This window comes from Deltaproteobacteria bacterium, from assembly GCA_016178705.1.
GTDB lineage: Bacteria > Desulfobacterota > Binatia > HRBIN30 > JACQVA1 > JACOST01.
This window is the reverse complement of record JACOST010000014.1, coordinates 430,316-447,500: the sequence shown is the minus strand read 5'-3', so window position 1 is coordinate 447,500 and position 17,185 is coordinate 430,316. Positions and strand designations below refer to the sequence as shown.

The 17,185-nt window shown below is 64.7% G+C and carries 16 protein-coding genes; 8 read left to right on the top strand and 8 right to left on the bottom strand.

Annotated features, from left to right (window positions below; translation table 11 throughout):
* Positions 1-2 precede the first annotated feature (2 nt).
* The 4 genes from HYR72_10055 to rimO are packed head-to-tail and all read right to left on the bottom strand — an operon-like array spanning position 3 to position 3,952.
* Entirely contained in the window at positions 3-740 is a 738-nt protein-coding gene (locus HYR72_10055) for a 7-carboxy-7-deazaguanine synthase QueE (protein MBI1815310.1), read from the bottom strand.
* 51 nt (positions 741-791) lie between these two features.
* Entirely contained in the window at positions 792-2,120 is a 1,329-nt protein-coding gene (locus tag HYR72_10050) for a DUF4147 domain-containing protein (GenBank protein MBI1815309.1), read from the bottom strand.
* A 34-nt stretch (positions 2,121-2,154) separates the two neighbouring features.
* Complete coding sequence (locus HYR72_10045; GenBank protein MBI1815308.1) at positions 2,155-2,580, bottom strand: TraR/DksA family transcriptional regulator; 426 nt, start codon at positions 2,578-2,580, stop codon at positions 2,155-2,157.
* Positions 2,581-2,602: 22 nt separating this feature from the next.
* Positions 2,603-3,952, bottom strand: a complete 1,350-nt coding sequence (gene rimO / locus HYR72_10040) for a 30S ribosomal protein S12 methylthiotransferase RimO (protein ID MBI1815307.1) — start codon at positions 3,950-3,952, stop codon at positions 2,603-2,605.
* Between the two features lie 47 nt (positions 3,953-3,999).
* On the opposite strand from rimO, the gene HYR72_10035 reads away from it, so the two are divergent.
* Positions 4,000-4,653: a CPBP family intramembrane metalloprotease gene (locus HYR72_10035; protein ID MBI1815306.1), complete on the top strand. Its 654-nt coding sequence runs from the start codon at positions 4,000-4,002 to the stop codon at positions 4,651-4,653.
* Here the strand turns inward: HYR72_10035 and HYR72_10030 are convergent.
* Positions 4,594-5,388 carry an alpha/beta fold hydrolase gene (locus tag HYR72_10030; GenBank protein ID MBI1815305.1) on the bottom strand — a complete coding sequence of 265 codons (795 nt, stop codon included), beginning with the start codon at positions 5,386-5,388 and terminating at the stop codon, positions 4,594-4,596. The two genes, HYR72_10035 and HYR72_10030, sit on opposite strands and share 60 nt — an antisense overlap.
* 57 nt (positions 5,389-5,445) lie before the next feature.
* On the opposite strand from HYR72_10030, the gene HYR72_10025 reads away from it, so the two are divergent.
* Positions 5,446-6,012, top strand: coding sequence for an RNA polymerase sigma factor (locus tag HYR72_10025; GenBank protein ID MBI1815304.1), 567 nt, complete (start codon positions 5,446-5,448; stop codon positions 6,010-6,012).
* Complete coding sequence (locus HYR72_10020) at positions 6,009-6,692, top strand: methylated-DNA--[protein]-cysteine S-methyltransferase (protein ID MBI1815303.1); 684 nt, start codon at positions 6,009-6,011, stop codon at positions 6,690-6,692. Before HYR72_10025 ends, HYR72_10020 begins: the two co-directional genes overlap by 4 nt.
* Before the next feature lie 30 nt (positions 6,693-6,722).
* Here the strand turns inward: HYR72_10020 and HYR72_10015 are convergent, their stop codons facing one another.
* Together HYR72_10015 and HYR72_10010 are read right to left on the bottom strand one after the other, a co-directional pair.
* Complete coding sequence (locus HYR72_10015) at positions 6,723-8,063, bottom strand: sigma-54-dependent Fis family transcriptional regulator (GenBank protein ID MBI1815302.1); 1,341 nt, start codon at positions 8,061-8,063, stop codon at positions 6,723-6,725.
* Positions 8,060-9,106, bottom strand: coding sequence for a hypothetical protein (locus HYR72_10010; protein ID MBI1815301.1), 1,047 nt, complete (start codon positions 9,104-9,106; stop codon positions 8,060-8,062). Before HYR72_10010 ends, HYR72_10015 begins: the two co-directional genes overlap by 4 nt.
* A gap of 266 nt (positions 9,107-9,372) precedes the next feature.
* Between HYR72_10010 and HYR72_10005 the strand changes: the two genes are divergently transcribed.
* Together HYR72_10005 and HYR72_10000 are read left to right on the top strand one after the other, a co-directional pair.
* Positions 9,373-9,726: a DUF2834 domain-containing protein gene (locus HYR72_10005; protein ID MBI1815300.1), complete on the top strand. Its 354-nt coding sequence runs from the start codon at positions 9,373-9,375 to the stop codon at positions 9,724-9,726.
* Positions 9,727-9,812: 86 nt separating this feature from the next.
* Positions 9,813-10,463 (top strand): carboxymuconolactone decarboxylase family protein, encoded by a 651-nt coding sequence (locus HYR72_10000; GenBank protein MBI1815299.1) that lies wholly within the window; start codon positions 9,813-9,815, stop codon positions 10,461-10,463.
* Between the two features lie 6 nt (positions 10,464-10,469).
* Here the strand turns inward: HYR72_10000 and HYR72_09995 are convergent, their stop codons facing one another.
* Positions 10,470-11,063 (bottom strand): hypothetical protein, encoded by a 594-nt coding sequence (locus tag HYR72_09995; GenBank protein ID MBI1815298.1) that lies wholly within the window; start codon positions 11,061-11,063, stop codon positions 10,470-10,472.
* A gap of 245 nt (positions 11,064-11,308) precedes the next feature.
* On the opposite strand from HYR72_09995, the gene HYR72_09990 reads away from it, so the two are divergent.
* The 3 genes from HYR72_09990 to HYR72_09980 all read left to right on the top strand — a co-directional run bounded on the left by HYR72_09990 (position 11,309) and on the right by HYR72_09980 (position 17,106).
* A complete protein-coding gene (locus HYR72_09990) occupies positions 11,309-15,286 on the top strand; it encodes a thrombospondin type 3 repeat-containing protein (protein MBI1815297.1) in 3,978 nt (1,325 codons plus the stop codon).
* A gap of 22 nt (positions 15,287-15,308) precedes the next feature.
* Complete coding sequence (locus HYR72_09985) at positions 15,309-15,566, top strand: hypothetical protein (protein MBI1815296.1); 258 nt, start codon at positions 15,309-15,311, stop codon at positions 15,564-15,566.
* A gap of 166 nt (positions 15,567-15,732) precedes the next feature.
* Positions 15,733-17,106, top strand: coding sequence for an adenylate/guanylate cyclase domain-containing protein (locus HYR72_09980; protein MBI1815295.1), 1,374 nt, complete (start codon positions 15,733-15,735; stop codon positions 17,104-17,106).
* Positions 17,107-17,185: the final 79 nt, after the last annotated feature.

Below are 17,185 nucleotides of genomic sequence, written 5' to 3'. Positions count from 1 at the left end.
GACTATTGGATGCCGAGCAACTTGTGCGTCTGTGGCAGCACTCGCACCCGCGCGTGGTGTTGGCGCGCAATGGCAAACAATCGAGTCAGCGTTGATCCGTCGATCTCCGGTCGATGCGCGGCGTCCATGATCGGCTGCAGATACATCGGTACGTCGCCGTGGGCGGCGACCAATGCTGCGGCGCGCGCGATATCGGCATCGCTGGTGGTTCGATCCACCAAGACCTTTACGTAGATCTCCTTGCCATCGGCAACGCGAAGAAACTCCTCGTGCTCGTCCCAAAACGCCGCCTCGCCGGTGTTGCTCGGCGGTTTTATATCCATGCTAATGATGCCGATCCACGGCAGGACCAGCGCGAGCTTTTCGGGCAGCACGCCGTTGGTCTCCAACAGTATCGGTACCGGAAAACGTGCGTGGCTCAGGAAGGCGGCGAGAAATTCGGCTTGCACCAACGGTTCGCCGCCAGTGACGGCGATGGCATCAATGGGCCCCTCACTCTCCAGAAACGCACTCGTGTAACCGACCAGCTCGCGACGGCTGATGGGGTTCGACACACGTCTGGGCTCCTGCCCAGCGCGACAGATCGTGCAATGTGAGGTTCGCACCAAGCTGTCGGGCGTGTCGCAGTAGCGGCAGCGCAGATTGCAAATCGCCAAGCGAACGAACAGGTGGCGTTCGCCAACGTGCGATCCTTCGCCTTGGAAGGATGCAAAGATCTCAGAGAGGTAGCCGTGATCCACGAAGTGCTGCTCGCCGCGGTGCCCGTTCCTACCACACGCTCTGAACCCGAGCTAGGCAATCGGCGGTGCCGAGCCGACGAGTGCGATCTTGATGTCCATCACGTTGGTGCTGGTCGGCCCGGGCTGGAACAGATCGCCGAGGGCGGCGAAGAAGCGGTAGCTGTCGTGCGCCGCGAGCGCATCCGACGGGTCGCAGCCGCGGGTGCGCGCTCGTGCGCTCGTCGAGCCGTCGACGAATGCACCGGCCGCATCGGTCGGACCATCAACACCGTCGGTGCCGGCGCTCAAGAGGACGATATCACTCCCGGCGAGTTGCGCGGAGCAGGCTAACGCGAACTCTTGATTGCGGCCTCCACGTCCAGGGTTGGGGCCGAGGCTTACAGTCGTCTCGCCGCCGGCAAGGAAGCATGTCGGCAGCAGCCGCGGGACGCGCGTGATCCAGGCTGCGAATGTGCGCGCCGCCGCGGTCGTGTCGCCTGACAACGGCTCGTCTGCCACGATGGGTTCGTAGCCCGCTGCGTATGCCGCAGCGGCCGCGGCACGCAGCGCTCCGGCGTTTGACCCAATCACGACATTGCTGACGGCGCCTAGTTCGGCGGCTCCGGGCTTGAGCGTCTCATCCAATTCTCCGCGTTGGCCGGCCTCGATCCGGTCCAGCACCGTCGATGGTAACGACGCCGACAGCCCGTAGCGCTGCACGATCTGGTACACGTCGGCAAACGTGGTCGGATCGGCAGCGGTAGGCCCCGATCCGATATCCGCGGGATCGTCGCCAATCACGTCGGACAGAATCAGCGCAACCAGCGGACGCCCGTGGGCGAGGCGCACCAAGCCACCACCCTTCACCTGCGAGAGATGTTTGCGAACCGTGTTGAATTCTTGAATCGAGGCGCCGCACGCCAGCAGCGCCGCAGTGGTGGCGATCTTGTCGTCGAGCGTTACCGGTGGCGTCGGTTGCACCATCAAGCTCGACGCGCCGCCGCTGATCAGTGCGAGAACCGCCGCATTGGGATGACTTGCGAGCAGCGTCATCAATCGGCGTGTTGCGCGTTCGCCGTCCACGCTTGGCAACGGGTGGCCCCCTTCGAGGCAGTTTATCTCGGCGATTGGCCGGAGCCCGGCGCGCGGCGCGATCGCGACTCCGCTGGCGAGGTCAGATCCGAGAGTCGCCGCGGCGGACTCGGCCATAGGGATCGCGGCCTTGCCGACGGCGGCGATGAGGGTGAGGCCGCTCCACGAGGTCGAGGTGTCGCTGATCACTACGCGCGGGCCATCGCGCAGCAGACGCTGCGCCACCAACGCCGCAGGATCGACGGCGCGCACGGAGGCGGCGAACAGGCGCGCCAGCAACTGGCGGATATGAGGGGTGGCGTCTGGCATATCGCCGCAGAGGCGATAAGCGCGGGTGAAGGGGCTAGCTGTTTTCCTCGTCGACGTCGGTGGCGCTGAGTTTCCGATAGGTGCGCTCGTCGTCGAAGCGACGCGCTTGCTTCAGTTCCTTCTCGCGGTCCGATTGGCAGCTCACGCACAAGCGGGTGAAGGGTAGGGCTTCGAGGCGGCCTGCGGCGATTTCGCTTTCGCAGCTCTCGCACATGCCATAGCTGCCATCCTCGATGCGCTCCAACGCCTCTTGAATCGCTTGCAGCTTGCCGCGTTCGCGGTCGCTGAGGAGGAAGCTGATCTCGCGATCGCGCTCTTCGCTCGCCAGATCGTACGTATCCATGCCGTCGTCTTTGGCGCCCTCGCGGCCTTGCTTGAGGTCGTTGTCGATCTCGCGCATCACCTGCCGCCGCATCTCCAGCAGCTTCTCGCGCACGTTCTTCAGCAGTGCTTTTCTCATGGGCCTCTAAGGGGGCGGGAATTTAGAGGCAATCCCCTGCACTGTCAACTGGGGTCGCGCGGCAACCCTCAAGATCATAGATTGTCGCGTCGACAATCGTTGTGTCCACGATGGCGCCAGGGGTGTCGGCTCCGTCGAGATAGACGACCCCGTCGATGTCGGGTGCCTGCGCCGGCGAACGACCGTACCAGCGGCCGGCGGTATTCGTCCCGCACACCAACACCGGCTGCACGGAGCCGACGCGCTCGCGGTTGAGCGCGGCAGCAACACCAGCCTGGGCGGTCATCAGCCGGTGGTAGCGCTGCTGTTTCACGCGAGCGGAAACTTGTTGGTCGAGGGTCGCGGCCTCGGTGCCCTCTTCGCGCGAGTAGCGGAAGACGCCGACGTTGTCGAAGCGCGCCGCGGGGATGAACGCTTCCAACTCGGCGAAGTCAGCGTCGGTCTCACCGGGGAAGCCGACGATGAACGAGGTCCGCAGCGCCAGCCCCGGCACGCGCGCACGCATGCGGCTGACCAGCCGCCGCACGGCGTCGCCGCTGCGTTCGCGCCGCATACGCGTGAGCATCGTATCGCTGATGTGCTGCAGCGGCATGTCGATGTAGCGGCATATCTTCGGCTCGTTGGCGATGGTGTCGAGCAACTCGTCGGTGACGTAGCGCGGATAGGTGTACAGCAGCCGAATCCAACGGAGCCCGTCGATCGCGGCCAGCCGTTGCAACAACGAACTCAGCGATGAGCCGTCGCGCCGATCCTTGCCATAGGCCGTGAGATCCTGCGCAATGAGATTCAGTTCGACCACACCATCGCGGACCAGCGCCTCGGCCTCGGCGATCACACCGTCGAGCGTTTTGCTCTCGTGTCGACCGCGGATCTTGGGAATGATGCAGAAACTGCAGCGATGGTCGCAACCCTCGGAGATCTTGAGGTAGGCGCTGAAGAAGTGTCCGGTGCGCGCGCGCGGCACATCGATGCTCGGTAGCAGATGGGCCGCATGGCGGTAGGCGCTGAGATCAGCGGTGCCCGGAGCGTCGAGCAACTCGGGCAACCGCGTGAAATCACCGGTGCCTAAGAAGCCGTCGACTTCCGGCAGCGCTTGCGCCAACTCTGACCCGTAGCGCTGCACTAGACAGCCGGTGACGATGAGCCGCTTGCCCGGCGCTGATTGCTTGAGCTGTGCCAATTCGAGGATGGCTTCGATCGATTCCTTCTTGGCCTCGCCGATAAACCCGCAGGTGTTGACGACCAACACATCGGCGTCGGCAGGATCGAGGACGATCTCGGCGCCGGCGCGCGCCGCCAGGCCGAGCATTTGCTCGCTGTCGACGAGATTCTTGGGGCAGCCCAGGCTCTGCAGGTATATGCGCCGTGCCATGTGAAGAGTGGCAGTGTAGAGGCTCGCCCCGCCCGAGGCAATGGGCGATGCCGGTCGACTTACGCTCCGTCGCTCCCGACTGCTATAGCGAGCGCGTGGTCGACAAAGTGCTAGCACGCGCTGCGCAGCTCGCTCTTCTCGGCTTCGGCATCGTTACCGCTGCCTTTGCGCTTCCCGTCTTCGACGTATGGGCGCGACTAATCATTGCCAACGCGGCCCTCGCTGCTATTGGCCTGGCCGCACTTGATGACGATCGCCGCGCACGACTGCGTCCGACGCTCACCGGCACTGTACTCGGCGTGATCAGCGCTGCGGCGTTGTATGGTGGCGCGTGGGTGATCAGTCGAGTGCCTGCGGCGGCGGCGCAGACGCATCAGTTCGTTGCGTGGACCGCCGGTCATTCCGTTGGCTTCGTCGCGGCGACGCTGCCGATCGCGGTACTCGGTGAAGAGCTGTTCTGGCGCGCGGCTCTGATAGACCCGCTGCGGCAGCGCCTACCGTTGCTGACTTCGGTCGCGGCGAGCACAGTTGTCTACGCCCTCGCGCACATCGCGTCAGGGACTTGGCTCCTACCGTTCGCGGCCTTCGGTGCCGGGCTGGTCTGGGCCCTGTTGTTTGCGGCGACCGGCAACCTCACCGCTTCAGTGGTCTCTCATCTCGTCTTCGATGTGCTGGTGATTCTCGTCGCACCGCTGGCGTGAGCGGAGATCGTAGATATCGCCGCCGGCGTGCAGAATCTTACTCGCAAGTTCGTCGGGCCTCGAGAAATACGCGGAGTGACTTGCATCGATCGACAATACTTTCCGGCACGGCATTGCCGTGTACATCTGCCGCTGCAGCGCGGGTGACACCGCTCGATCTTGCAGGAGTTCGATGTAGACCCGTGGAATGCGTCCGAAGCGTTGGGCCGTTGTCCGCATCGGTGTGTTTGTCGGACCACTCGGTTCGGGAGTAAGCAGCGCGTGGGCGAGCGCCACGTCGTCCTCGGAACAATCGGCGTAGAGCGTCGCCTTGAAGGCGTCACGCCGTAGCATGTCCCAGCCCGCGTCCTGATCGACGTCGAGGTTGGGCATGATGAGCGAATCAGTGTCCGCGAACGCGAGCGGAAGAATCGTCTCACCATCGCCAATGAGGAACGCCGCCAGGTACACCAGCGAGCGAATCTTCTCGGGGCGCTCTTCCGCCGCTTGCGTGATCGCCAGCCCGCCGCGACTGTGGCCGACCAGCACGACCGGCTCGTCTGCCGCGTCGAGGACTCGGCCGATTGCCTCGACGTAGTCGGCCATCGACACGTCACCCGGCGGTGTTCGATCGCGCCCGTGGCTGGGCAAGTCGAGGGCGACGACCGTGTGGCCCGCCTGTTCGAGTCGCGGCACGATCTTGTACCAACACCACGCGCCATGCCACGAGCCGTGAACCAAAACATATGTGCTCATCAAGAGACCTCCTTTTCGAGTTCGATTTGTCCGTACAACACTCGACGTGGGCGCAACGTGAAATCGCAACCGGAACGTCGGTTCGCGTTTCACATCGCCCCCTACTGGAGTGTTACAAGGGGCAAGATGAATCCGCCGTCGTCATTCGCTGAATTCGCCGAGCGCCATCGATCGGACATTCTGCGTTATCTGGTACGAATGCTCGGCAACGAGCCCGACGCACAGGATGCGTGTCAGGATGCGTTCCTGCGGGCGCAGCGGGCGTTTGCCAACTTGGCACCCGACTCGAATGTGCGCGCGTGGCTGTATCGCATCGCGACTAACGGCGCGCTCAACGCCATGCGCCGGCGGTCACGGCTCGCCGCGCGGGCGGTTGAGGTCGACCTTGACACGCTGCCGGCAAGCGTCAGTGTGTCCGCCGATCAGCGTCAGGAGCTGCGCGCGGTGGCGGACGCCGTACGGTTACTGCCACCGCGCCAGCGCGCGGCGCTGATGCTGCGGCAGTTCCACGATATGAATTACAGCGAGATTGCCGCCGCCGTCGGCGGCAACGAGGCGACCGCACGCGCCAACGTCTACCAGGCGATCAAGAAACTGCGCGCGGTGCTCGGAGGTACACAATGAAATCTCATGATGATGAACTGATCGCGATGCTGATCGATGACGCGAAGCCGTCGGTCGCTTTGCAACGCTGGCTCGACAGCGATCGCGGACGGCGGAAGTTGGCCGAGTATCAACGCGTGCTCAGCGGGCTTCAGCGTTTGTATAGCAATGTCGCCGGCGCCATGGCTCCTCGCGCGGCCTACTACGATTCCATCACCACACCGATCGGCCGCGTGTTCGTCGCCACCATCGAAGGCGGGTTGGTGCGCGTGTCGTTCCGTCGGAGCGAATCGGCGTTCGCCAGTGATCTACGCCAGGAGCTCGGGACAGAGGTAATGAAGTCCGCCTCAAAGACGAAGGCGGTTGTGCATCAGATCCGGGACTACTTCGCCGGTCGTCGGACCGCATTCGATGTGCAAACCGATCTCAGCCACGTCACTCCGTTTCAGCGGCGGGTATTGCTCGCGACCGCGCAAATCCCGCGGGGCCGCGTGGTGTCGTACGGCGACATTGCCAAGCGAATCGGCCGCCCGCGTGGCAGCCGCGCCGTCGGCCAAGCGCTCGGTCACAACCCGATCCCGATCGTCATCCCATGCCATCGCATCATTGCGACCGACGGCAAACTCGGGGGCTACACCGGCGGTCTGACGATCAAGAGGAAGCTGCTGCGACTGGAAGGAGCGTTGGCGGCGAATGCGTGAGATGGATCGAAACGCTGGCGCGCCGGTGCGTCACAACCCGAATCGCTTCATCATCCGGTACAGCGTTGTGCGGTCGATGCCGAGGGCGCGGGCGGCTTCGTTGCGTTGGCCGTTTGCACTATTGAGCGCCGCGCGGATGCGCGCGGCGGCGGTGTGATCGAGGGCGTGGTGCAGGCTGCCGTCCCGAGTTGACTCGGCGGGCCCACCGCGGTGCTCCAGCAGGAGGTCTTCCGGCGTGATGACTTCGGTGCGCGCGAGTACGACGGCGCGCTCGATGGCGTTCTCCAGCTCGCGGACGTTGCCGGGCCACGGATGGGTGTTCAGGGTCTCCTCTGATTCGGACGCAAGGGTCAGCGCGCGCCCCGCTTCGGCGGCATGGCGATCGAGGAAGTGGCGCGCCAGCGGCAGGATGTCCTCGCGACGCTCGCGCAGGGGCGCAAGCTGGATCGGGATCACGTTGAGGCGGAAGTACAAATCTTCGCGGAAGCGGCCGGCCGCAATCTCATCGCGCAAGACGCGGTTGGTGGCGGCGACGACACGCACGTCGATGGTGCGCGGCTGCGTGCCGCCGACGGGTAGCACCTCGCCGTCTTGCAGCACGCGCAGCAACTTGGCTTGAAAATCTGGCGCGGTCTCGCCGATTTCATCGAGGAACAGCGTGCCGCCGGTGGCCCGCTCGAAGCACCCGATGCGCGCCGCCGCGGCGCCGGTAAACGCACCCTTCTCGTGTCCGAACAGCTCGCTCTCTAACACTCCTTCAGCGAACGCCTTGCAGTTCACGGGCACGAACGGGCGGCCGACACGATCGCTCCAATAGTGCAGCAGGCGGGCGATCAGTTCCTTGCCCGTGCCACTCTCGCCTTGAATCAACACCGTCGCCCGACTCGGCGCGACGCGGCGCACGAGATCGAGCACATCCTTACTGCGAGAACTCTCGGCGACCATCGCGGCCGGCGCGTAGCGGCTGGCCACCTCTTGTCGGAGGTAGCGGTTCTCGCGCTCGAGGCGCGTTAGGTCGAGGGCGCGGGCGACGATCGCGCGCAACTCATCGTTGTCGAACGGTTTCGTCACGTAGTCGAACGCCCCGTCGCGCATCGCGGCGACCGCTGACGGCACGCTGCCGTGCGCCGTGACGAGAATCACCGGCAGTGCCGGCTGGCGCGCATGCAACTGCCGTAGCAGCTCGATCCCGTCCATCTGCGGCATCTTCCAATCGGTGACGACCAAGTCAGCGGGTCGCGCCTCCAAGGCTTTCAGCGCTGCGGCTCCGTCGCTGCACGTTTCGCACTCGTACCCGGCGCGCCCCAGCGCCATGGCGATCACCGTCGCCATGCGCGTTTCGTCATCGACGATCAGAATGCGGGGCTTCATGCTGCCAGCGCGGCATCGCGCGCGATCGGTAGCGAAATGGTGAAGCGCGCGCCGCCACCGTCACGCTCGCCGACTTCGATGCGGCCGCCGTGCGCTGCGACGATCTGGCGCGCGATCGCTAGCCCGAGCCCGGTGCCACGTGTGCGGGTGGTGAAGAACGGTTCGAAGATTTGCTCGCGCAAATCCGCCGGCACGCCAGGGCCGGAGTCGGTCACGTCGATGGCGATGGTACCCTCAGTGGTGCGCGCGCGCAGCGCAACCTCACCGCCGGGTGATACGGCCTCGCTGGCGTTGGCGAGCAAGCCGAGCAGCACCTGACTGAGCAGGTCGGGATCAGCCTGCACGGCGGGCATCCCCGATTGATCGTCACGTTCGACGCGAATCCGTTTCGCCGCCAACTCTTCGCCAGCGAGCAGCAGGGCGCGATCGAGCAGCTCCGACACGCCGACGGCGCGCGGGCGCACGTGCAGCGGCCGCGCGAAGGCAAGCAGCGACGTGATCACGTTGTTCAATCGGTCCACCTCGGCGATGATGAACGAGCAGGCCCGTCGCCCTTCGTCATCCGTGCCGATTGCCGAATCTCGGCCGTCCGCCGACTCGGGGGCGACTACCGACTCGGCGAGTCCCTGTGCTGCCGAGCGGATCACGCCGAGCGGGTTGCGTACTTCGTGCGCGATGGCCGCCGCGAGCTGTCCGAGGGCCGCCAGCTTCTCGCTTTGCGCCAGCCGTGCGCGGGTTGCGTTGAGCATCTCCAACTGTGATTGGATCACGATCGCCGCGCGATGGTCGCGCCGCCGACTCGCAGCCAACAATCCGACGAGGTAGCCGAGCAGTGCGAAGGTCAGTCCGAAGTACGCGCCGACCAGCAGCGTCGCGTCGTGCCCGTTGATCGCGAAGCTGACGCCCAGTTGCGTGAGGAAGACCGCATCGAACAGGCCCGTGGCGAGCCCTGCCAATGCACCCCACCAGCGCCAGTGCGCGCTGCGAGTCCATGCGGGCGCATGTGCGGACGGCGTGAGGTCGTTCATGTCGTGGTCGTTCATGTCGTCGATACGAGCAACTCCAATGCCGCATTCTTCCGCAGTCGGCGTCTACGAAGCAAGCGGTCGCCAAGCGATTGCGCGCGGTCGACGTTGCGCTCGCGCAACGTGTCGTTGCCGCGGCACCACGGCGCCGCGAGCAGTAGAGGTCAGAATCCATCCCCGTGTCATCTGTTCGTCGTCGCTTGCTGGCGGCACGGGGTTTGGAATGTGACTCGACCAAATCTCAAACGCGGACCGGACTCCGGCCGCAACGAAAGGAGTGCAGTATGAATTGGAAACGACTTGGATTGATGGTGGTGTTGGCTGACTTCGTCGCGCTCACCGCCTACGCGGTGTACTACCACGGGTACCTCGCGTTTTTTGATCTGCACGCAACCAACGCGATCGGCGTGCAGGTCTTCACCGACCTGATCATCGCGCTCGGATTGTTCTCGCTGTGGATGGTGCGCGACGCCCGCGAGCACGGGATTTCCCCAGTGCCCTATCTGTTGCTGATCCTCACCCTCGGCAGCATCGGTGCGCTGGCGTACCTCATACGGCGCTTTAGAGACGAACCAGCGAGCACGACGGTCGACGCGCGGAGCCACCTGGCGGTCAGCGGTGCCAGCCGTCGCGCCTGACCCTACCCGTGCTCCACAACACGTCCTCATTGTGCGGCCAATCCTCCTGGGCTACGGCTGTTCGGTAGCCCACAGGAGGATGCCGCATGCCACGCCTTCGCCAAGTACCGCGCAGCGACGCAGCACCCGAAGTCATCGAAATGTACAACCTGTTGTTCGGCGACCGCGACCCGGTCGCGCAACCGGGGACGGCGACGGGGACGCCGGGCGACTGGTGGACTGTGTTCGCGCTGGTTCCCGATGTGTTCCGGCACGCGGTCGCGGGCTTCGGGTTGTATCGCAGCCCGCAGCGCACGCTCGATCCGCAACTGCGCGAACTGGGACAGACTCGCGCCGGCTTCACGCGCGGCAGTCAGTTCGTGTTTTCCCAGCACTGCAAGTCGTGTCGCGCGGTGGGGCTGAGCGAAGAGAAGATCGCGGCGATCCCGGCGTGGCAGACGGCTGACATCTTCACTCCGGTCGAACGAGCCGTGCTCGCCTACACCGACGAACTGGTGCTGCAAGGTGGCCGCGTGCAGGACGCAACGTTCGATCGACTGAAGGCCGTGCTCTCCGACGAACAGATCCTCGAGTTCACGTACATCACCTGCACCTACGAGATGCACGCGACGATGTGTCGCGCGCTGCGCCTCGAGTACGACGACGTCGCCGAACGAATCACTGAGATCGCGGCGCCGAGTGGCGGTGCCGCGCGCGACATCATGCGCGACATCAGCCGCCCCAGCGACAAAGAGTGAGACCTTCTACGACGGAGCCTGCCAGCGCTGCAGTTTGAACGTCGCGCGATCGTGGATGTAGATCTCGCGGCCACGCATCGCACCGGCGACGATCGTCGCCCAGTCGGGGGCCAAGAACGGCACCATCGCGCCATCGACGATCACGAGGTCGGCTTCGCTGCATCCGTACGCGAGCGCGGCCACGTCGCCTTCGAAGACGCAGACGGCGTGTCCGATATACGCGAAGCCCATGAGCATGCCGATGAAGGGAATAGCCTTCGGAAGATCGCGCTGAAGCGCGCTCAGTTCGGTATACGCGATCGCCACGATGGTTCGCTTGGGTTCGGGTGCGATCATCTTCTTGATCCCGGCGACTTGTGTTTCCGGCATCGAACCAGGGGGCGGGCACGGCTGCATCATGAGGAGACGGCCCGGCGTGACGATCACCACGTTGCGACCGGCCGCTGGCCGTTCGTTGTCGGCGGCAGTAGCACGCGCCTGCGCGAACACCGCGGCGAGATTCGCGCCCGCTTCCACGCTCGGCATACGCGGCTCGAACAGCGACGCGCCTTCGCCCCGCTCGCCGCCAAGGCGTTGCAGTAGTCGTTTGAGCAGGGTCATTCCGCTTCCCCGATATCTAACTACACTCGGACAGGAGGCGAAAGCGATCTTTCGCGCCGGTCACTGGAAAAATGCTTGACGGCCGCCGACCTTCCTTGCTATCGGCTGTGACACATTAACCTGTCATGGTTTGTTCGTAGCGACCTGAATTTTCACGGCCCGGTTGATTCCGGGTCGAACGGGGGGAACTCATGGACCTGCGCAAAACCTTTCGCCGTCTCGCCTTGGGTGTGATCTCGCTGGCGATGCTATGGGGTGCGCCCGCGCGCGCCACGCACATCGTGCCGACCGCGATCACGTTCACGCTCTTGCACGCGGATTGCGCCGGCGGAACCGGCAACTTTGACTTGTACGTCAACAGCACTTTGGTGGCGGCGGCGGTGCCGACGACGCAAGGTTGCGCGTGCAACTCCAGCCCGCTGGTGGTGACGTTGAGCGACGCGACGACGTTGGCGGCGTTCGATCCGACGATGTGCAACGGCTTCCACGTCGATGTTCATGGCTTCGTCGCCCTCGCGTTTGCGCGCGTGACCGTATCCACTTCCGGTGCGCCGGCGGATCAGTGCATTTTCGACGGCAGTCCGTCGAATCCCAACCCCACCTGCGCCAGCCGGGATCTCTGCAGCGGGCCGTCGTTTACGTTTGGCCCGCTATCGGCGGGGAGTTCAGATCCCGACGCCGACGGGAAAGTCACCGGCATCGGCGACGACTGCGACAATTGCCCCGCGGTTGCCAACTCCGACCAGGCGGACAGCGACGGTGACGGTGTCGGCGACGCCTGTGACAACTGCCCAGGCCTGTCCAATTCCGACCAGGCCGACGGCGATGGCGACGGCATTGGCGACGTGTGCGATCCGTGCACCGGCCCCGATTCTGATGGCGACGGTCTCTGCGACGCCAGCGACAATTGCCCCTTCACCTTCAATCCCGACCAAGCCGACACCGATGGCGACGGGGTTGGCGACGCGTGCGATTTCTGCGCTGGACCGGGCGCGAACGACAGTGACGGCGACGGCTTGTGCGACGGGGCTGACAATTGTCCGTCTGCCTATAATCCCGACCAGGCCGACACCGATGGTGACGGGGTCGCCGATGCGTGCGACAACTGCCCCGACATTGCAAATGCCGACCAAGCCGACAGCGATTTCGACGGCATCGGGGATGTGTGCGATCCGTGCGTCGGTTCCGATTCTGACGGTGACGGCATTTGCGACGACTCCGACAATTGTCCGTTTGCCTACAACCCGGACCAAGCCGACAGCGACGGCGATGGGTTTGGCGACGCGTGCGATTTTTGCGCTGGCCCCGGCACCAGTGATCCCGATGGCGACGGTGTCTGCGATCCGGGCGACAACTGCCCGTTTGTAGCCAACGCCGACCAGACCGACAGTGACGGCGATGGTCTCGGCGATGCGTGCGATCCGTGCCCCGGCGCTGCCGGCGACGGCGCGGTGATCGGCAACGGTACGGTGACCCTCGGCGTCAATTGCGCCGGTCATCTCAACGTTCCTTTTACCCCTGACCCGCTCGCTATCGGCTTCATGGGACTGCGCTACGTACCGACCGGCGCCGCGTCGACCGAACCCGGCTGTCAGTGTGAAGGCTGGGGCGCGGCGGACGTGACCACCGCGATCACAGGCTCCGCCAACCGCGATGTCGGCGGCGTGACCAACATCTCCGTGCTGAGCTTCAGCGCCTCGGCCACTACGGCGGTCTCGAAGGTTAGGATCGGCTCGACCTTCGAGGTCACCCACGATTATCATCCGTCCGGGACGACGGCTGATCTGTACGAAGTCTTGGTGAGCATCAAGAACATCAGCGCCAACCCGGAACACGTGCTCTATCGCCGGGTGATGGACTGGGACATCTACCCGACGCCCTTCAACGAATACGTCACCATCAACAACGGCTCCGCGGCGGATCTGTTCCGCACCGACACCAACGGCTTCAACAGCGGCGATCCGTTCTCGTTTTCCAGCTACCAGCCGGGTCCCGTGACCGACGCTGGCCCGGCTGATCACGGTGCGCTGTTCGATTTCGATTTCGGCATGCTGGCCCCGGGCGCCACCAAGCAGTTCAAGACGTTCTACGGCGCCGCCGCGACCGAAGTCGCGGCGCTCGCGGACGTCACCTCGGTGGGCGCCGAGGCTTTCTCGTTCGGTCAGCCGAATGTTCCGGGTGGACCCGATCTCGGCATTCCCAACACGTTCATTTTCGCCTTCGCTGGCGTCGGCGGCAATCCGGTCTTCTGCGGCGACGGACACGTTGATACGGGTGAAGAGTGCGACGACGGCAACAACATCGATGGCGACTGTTGCTCGGCGCGTTGCAAGTTCGAAGACACCGCTACCTCATGCACCGCCGACCAGGATGCGTGCACGCTCGATCACTGCGATGGCGCCGGCGCCTGCGTCGTTGGCGATCCTGTGAAGGTTGACGATGGTAACGCGTGTACGAAGGATACGTGTGACCCAGTCACGGGTCAGGTGAGCCATACGCCAGTCGACAACGGCACTGCTTGCGATGATGGTAGCGCCTGTACCCAGACCGACACCTGTCAGGAGGGTCAATGCACCGGCAGCAACCCAGTGACGTGTTCGGCGAGCGACCAATGTCACGTCGCGGGCACGTGCGATCCGAGCACCGGCGTGTGCTCGAATCCGGCGAGACCCGACGGTAGCGCGTGCAACGACGGCAGCGCGTGCACCCAGACCGATACCTGTCAGGCGGGTAGCTGTAGCGGCAGCAATCCGGTGACCTGTTCGGCGAGCGACCAATGTCACGTCGCGGGCACGTGCGATTCGAGCACCGGCGTGTGCTCGAATCCGGCGAAACCCGACGGCAGCGCGTGCAGTGACGGCAGCGCGTGCACCCAGACCGATACCTGTCAGGCGGGGAGCTGCACCGGCAGCAATCCGGTGACCTGTTCGGCGAGCGATCAATGTCACGTCGCGGGCACGTGCGACGCGAGCACCGGCGCGTGTTCGAATCCCGCGAAGCCGGACGGCAGCGCGTGCAACGACGGTAGTGCGTGTACTCAGACCGATACCTGTCAGGCGGGGACTTGCACGGGCAGCAACCCGGTAACGTGTTCGGCGAGCGATCAGTGCCACGTCGCCGGTGTGTGCGATCCGAGTACCGGTGCGTGTTCGAATCCCGCGAAACCCGATGGCAGCGCGTGTGATGATGGCAACGTCTGCACGACGCCCGATGTCTGCCAGCAGGGTTCCTGTGTCGGCGGCGCGGCGCTTAGCTGCGACGACGGCAATCCATGCACCGACGATCAGTGCACGGCGACCGGTTGTGTGCACAGCAACAACACCGCTCCGTGTGACGACGGCTTCGCCTGCACCACCAACGACACGTGCAGTAACGGTTCATGCGTCGGCGGCACGCTGCTCAGTTGCGACGACGGCAATCCCTGCACCGACGATCAGTGCACAGCGACCGGCTGTGCGCACAGCAACAACACCGCCCCGTGTGACGACGGTGTCGCCTGCACGATCAACGACACGTGCAGCAACGGTTCGTGCATCGGCGGCACGCTGCTCAGTTGCGATGACGGCAATCCCTGCACCGACGACTCGTGCGGCCCGACTGGCTGCGTGCACACCAACAACACTGCGCCGTGTACCGTGAGCGGCGAAGACGATGGCGACGATCACGAAGGCGGGCAATGCCACGCTTCGGGTGAACCCGACCAACACTTCGGATTCTTCGGCGGCGAGCACCACACCGGCGACCATCACGGCGACGGCGGCCATGATGACGGGGATGATGACGACGACGGCGGCGTCGGCATCTGCAGCGAGGGTGTCTGCGTTCCGGTTTGCACGCGGGAGAGCTGCAGCGATCATGACGCCTGCACCATCGATGCGTGCGATGCGGCGGGCGCCTGCACACACACGCCGGTCAGCGTCGACGATCAAAACGCCTGCACTCGCGATACCTGCGACCGTGAAGAGGGTGTGCGACACAAGCCAATCGACATCGACGATCACAACCGCTGCACCGTCGACGCCTGCGATCCGCTCAACGGGGTCAGTCACACACCGGTCCCGGTTGACGACGGCAACGCCTGCACGGTTGATTCCTGTGATCCAAGGAGGGGTGTGCGACACGAGTCGGTAAATGTTGACGACCACAACCGTTGCACCGCCGATGCGTGCGATCCGCTGACCGGATCCGTCACCCACACGCCGATCCCCGGATGTCGGCGCTGAGACCAACAAGCAAGGAGCGCCCATGAGAACGTTACGAATCGGAATTGTCGCGATCACCTGGTGCTTGCTGGTGCATATCCCAACGGCCGGCGCGCAGGGCGTCGATGGCTGCTCGTTGAACTGCGACGCCAGTCACGCGGCCTGCGTGCGCGCCGCCGGCTCGAGCTCGGATGAAGCCACGGCGAAGAAGCAGTCGGATTGTGGCGAGCACCACGTCCGGTGCCTGCAGGGTTGCGAGCGGATGAAGCAGCCCGACGCGGGTGCCCAGCAGCCGCACTAGGCGCCCACGTTCGGCGCCTTTTCTCGAAAGTCTCGGCCGCATGGGGCGCAGCTCCGCGTCGCCTGCGGCCGTATCGCTGGTTGGAGGCGGGTCGACTCTGCGGCGATTTGCATCCGCTTCGCTGGCTCACTGAAGATGTCAAGGTCAGCACGGTCTGACAGAACCCATGACGGCGACGATCGAGGATGTGCAGGTGGCCAACGCTCGCCTGCAGGCGGCGTTCGCGCAAGAGGAGTATCAAGGGTTGCGTCTGGCCACGCGCGTGCGCCTGATCGTTATCGCGGTGATCTCCGTGTGGATCACCGTCGAGAACCCGTATCCCGAAGTGCTCTTCTTCTTTGCGATGGTGGCTGGGTTCGCCCTCCTCGGCGTGGCGCCGTTGGCATTGCGGCGCGCCGGGCTCGATGCGCCGTGGCAGCGTTACCTCTTTCCGCTGCTCGACATGACGCTCTTGACGATTACGGTGATGGTGCCGAATCCGCTGAGCCAGCAGCCCGCTCTGCCACCCCCGTTGCGACTCCGCCTCGGTAACGAGCTCTACTATTTTGTGTTCCTCACGGCGTCGATGCTCACCTATTCGCCGCGCGTGGTGCTGTGGTCCGGTGTGTGTGCGGCCGTCGGCTGGTCGGTGGCGACAGGGTGGGTCGTGGCGCTTCCCGACACCTTCGCCATCGTGCGCCGATCGCAGTGGTCGAAGCTGACTCACGAACAGACGGTAGCGACGCTGCTCGATCCGCATTTCGTTCACCTCGGCATCTGGGGTCGGCAGGTCGTGCTGATGCTGGTGGTTGCCGGCAGCTTGGCAGCCATAGTATGGCGCGTCCGGCGCTTGGTGCTCCGGCAAATCGAAGCGGAACGGGCGCGCAGCAACCTGTCGCGCTACTTCTCGCCGAACATGGTCGAGGAACTCGCCGGCTCGGACGAACCGCTGCGCGTGACGCGTACGCAATCGGTGGCGGTCATGTTCGTCGACATCGCCGGCTTCACCGCGCTGAGCGCGAACCAGCCGCCGGCCGCGGTTATCAGTCTGCTGCGCGAGTTTCATCGTCTGATTGTGCGCGCCGTATTCGATCACGGCGGCACTTTGGATAAGTTCCTCGGTGATGGCGCGCTCGTCACCTTCGGAACGCCGCGCGTCGGCGCCCACGATGCGAGCAATGCGTTGCGCTGCGCCCGCGCCATCCTGCAGGCCATCGCGACGTGGAACGGCACGCGCGCGGAACGTGGGGAGGCGCCCATCCGCATCGGCATGGGCGTGCACTACGGCCCGGTCGTCCTCGGTGATATTGGCGACGAACAGCACCTCGAATTCGCTGTCATCGGCGACACCGTCAACGTCGCCAGTCGGCTGCAAGAGCTGACGCGCAGCCTCGGAACCGACGCGATCGTGAGCCAAGACCTGATCGATGCCGTGAAGTCAGACGCCGAACCCGCAGACCTCACCGGGCTCACCGAGATTGGGCCGCAGGCAATCCGCGGGCGCGAAGGCACGCTACGAGTGTGGGCCGTTGGCGCTTCGCGTGCCGTCTTGTTTCCTTGAATGATCCGCTGTCATTCGCGGAATGAATTCCAAAGCAATCGTCCGCGCTGTCAGCATCGACGGCCTGCTAGCGAGCGGC

Excerpts from the sequence above, each read along its gene's own strand:
- HYR72_10050 (MBI1815309.1), bottom strand. The coding sequence starts at position 2,120 with ATGCCAGACGCCACCCCTCATATCCGCCAGTTGCTGGCGCGCCTGTTC.
- HYR72_10045 (MBI1815308.1), bottom strand. The coding sequence starts at position 2,580 with ATGAGAAAAGCACTGCTGAAGAACGTGCGCGAGAAGCTGCTGGAGATG.
- rimO (MBI1815307.1), bottom strand. The coding sequence starts at position 3,952 with ATGGCACGGCGCATATACCTGCAGAGCCTGGGCTGCCCCAAGAATCTC.
- HYR72_10035 (MBI1815306.1), top strand. The coding sequence starts at position 4,000 with ATGCCGGTCGACTTACGCTCCGTCGCTCCCGACTGCTATAGCGAGCGC.
- HYR72_10030 (MBI1815305.1), bottom strand. The coding sequence starts at position 5,388 with ATGAGCACATATGTTTTGGTTCACGGCTCGTGGCATGGCGCGTGGTGT.
- HYR72_10020 (MBI1815303.1), top strand. The coding sequence starts at position 6,009 with ATGAAATCTCATGATGATGAACTGATCGCGATGCTGATCGATGACGCG.
- HYR72_10015 (MBI1815302.1), bottom strand. The coding sequence starts at position 8,063 with ATGAAGCCCCGCATTCTGATCGTCGATGACGAAACGCGCATGGCGACG.
- HYR72_10010 (MBI1815301.1), bottom strand. The coding sequence starts at position 9,106 with ATGAACGACCACGACATGAACGACCTCACGCCGTCCGCACATGCGCCC.
- HYR72_10005 (MBI1815300.1), top strand. The coding sequence starts at position 9,373 with ATGAATTGGAAACGACTTGGATTGATGGTGGTGTTGGCTGACTTCGTC.
- HYR72_10000 (MBI1815299.1), top strand. The coding sequence starts at position 9,813 with ATGCCACGCCTTCGCCAAGTACCGCGCAGCGACGCAGCACCCGAAGTC.
- HYR72_09995 (MBI1815298.1), bottom strand. The coding sequence starts at position 11,063 with ATGACCCTGCTCAAACGACTACTGCAACGCCTTGGCGGCGAGCGGGGC.
- HYR72_09990 (MBI1815297.1), top strand. The coding sequence starts at position 11,309 with ATGCTATGGGGTGCGCCCGCGCGCGCCACGCACATCGTGCCGACCGCG.
- HYR72_09985 (MBI1815296.1), top strand. The coding sequence starts at position 15,309 with ATGAGAACGTTACGAATCGGAATTGTCGCGATCACCTGGTGCTTGCTG.
- HYR72_09980 (MBI1815295.1), top strand. The coding sequence starts at position 15,733 with ATGACGGCGACGATCGAGGATGTGCAGGTGGCCAACGCTCGCCTGCAG.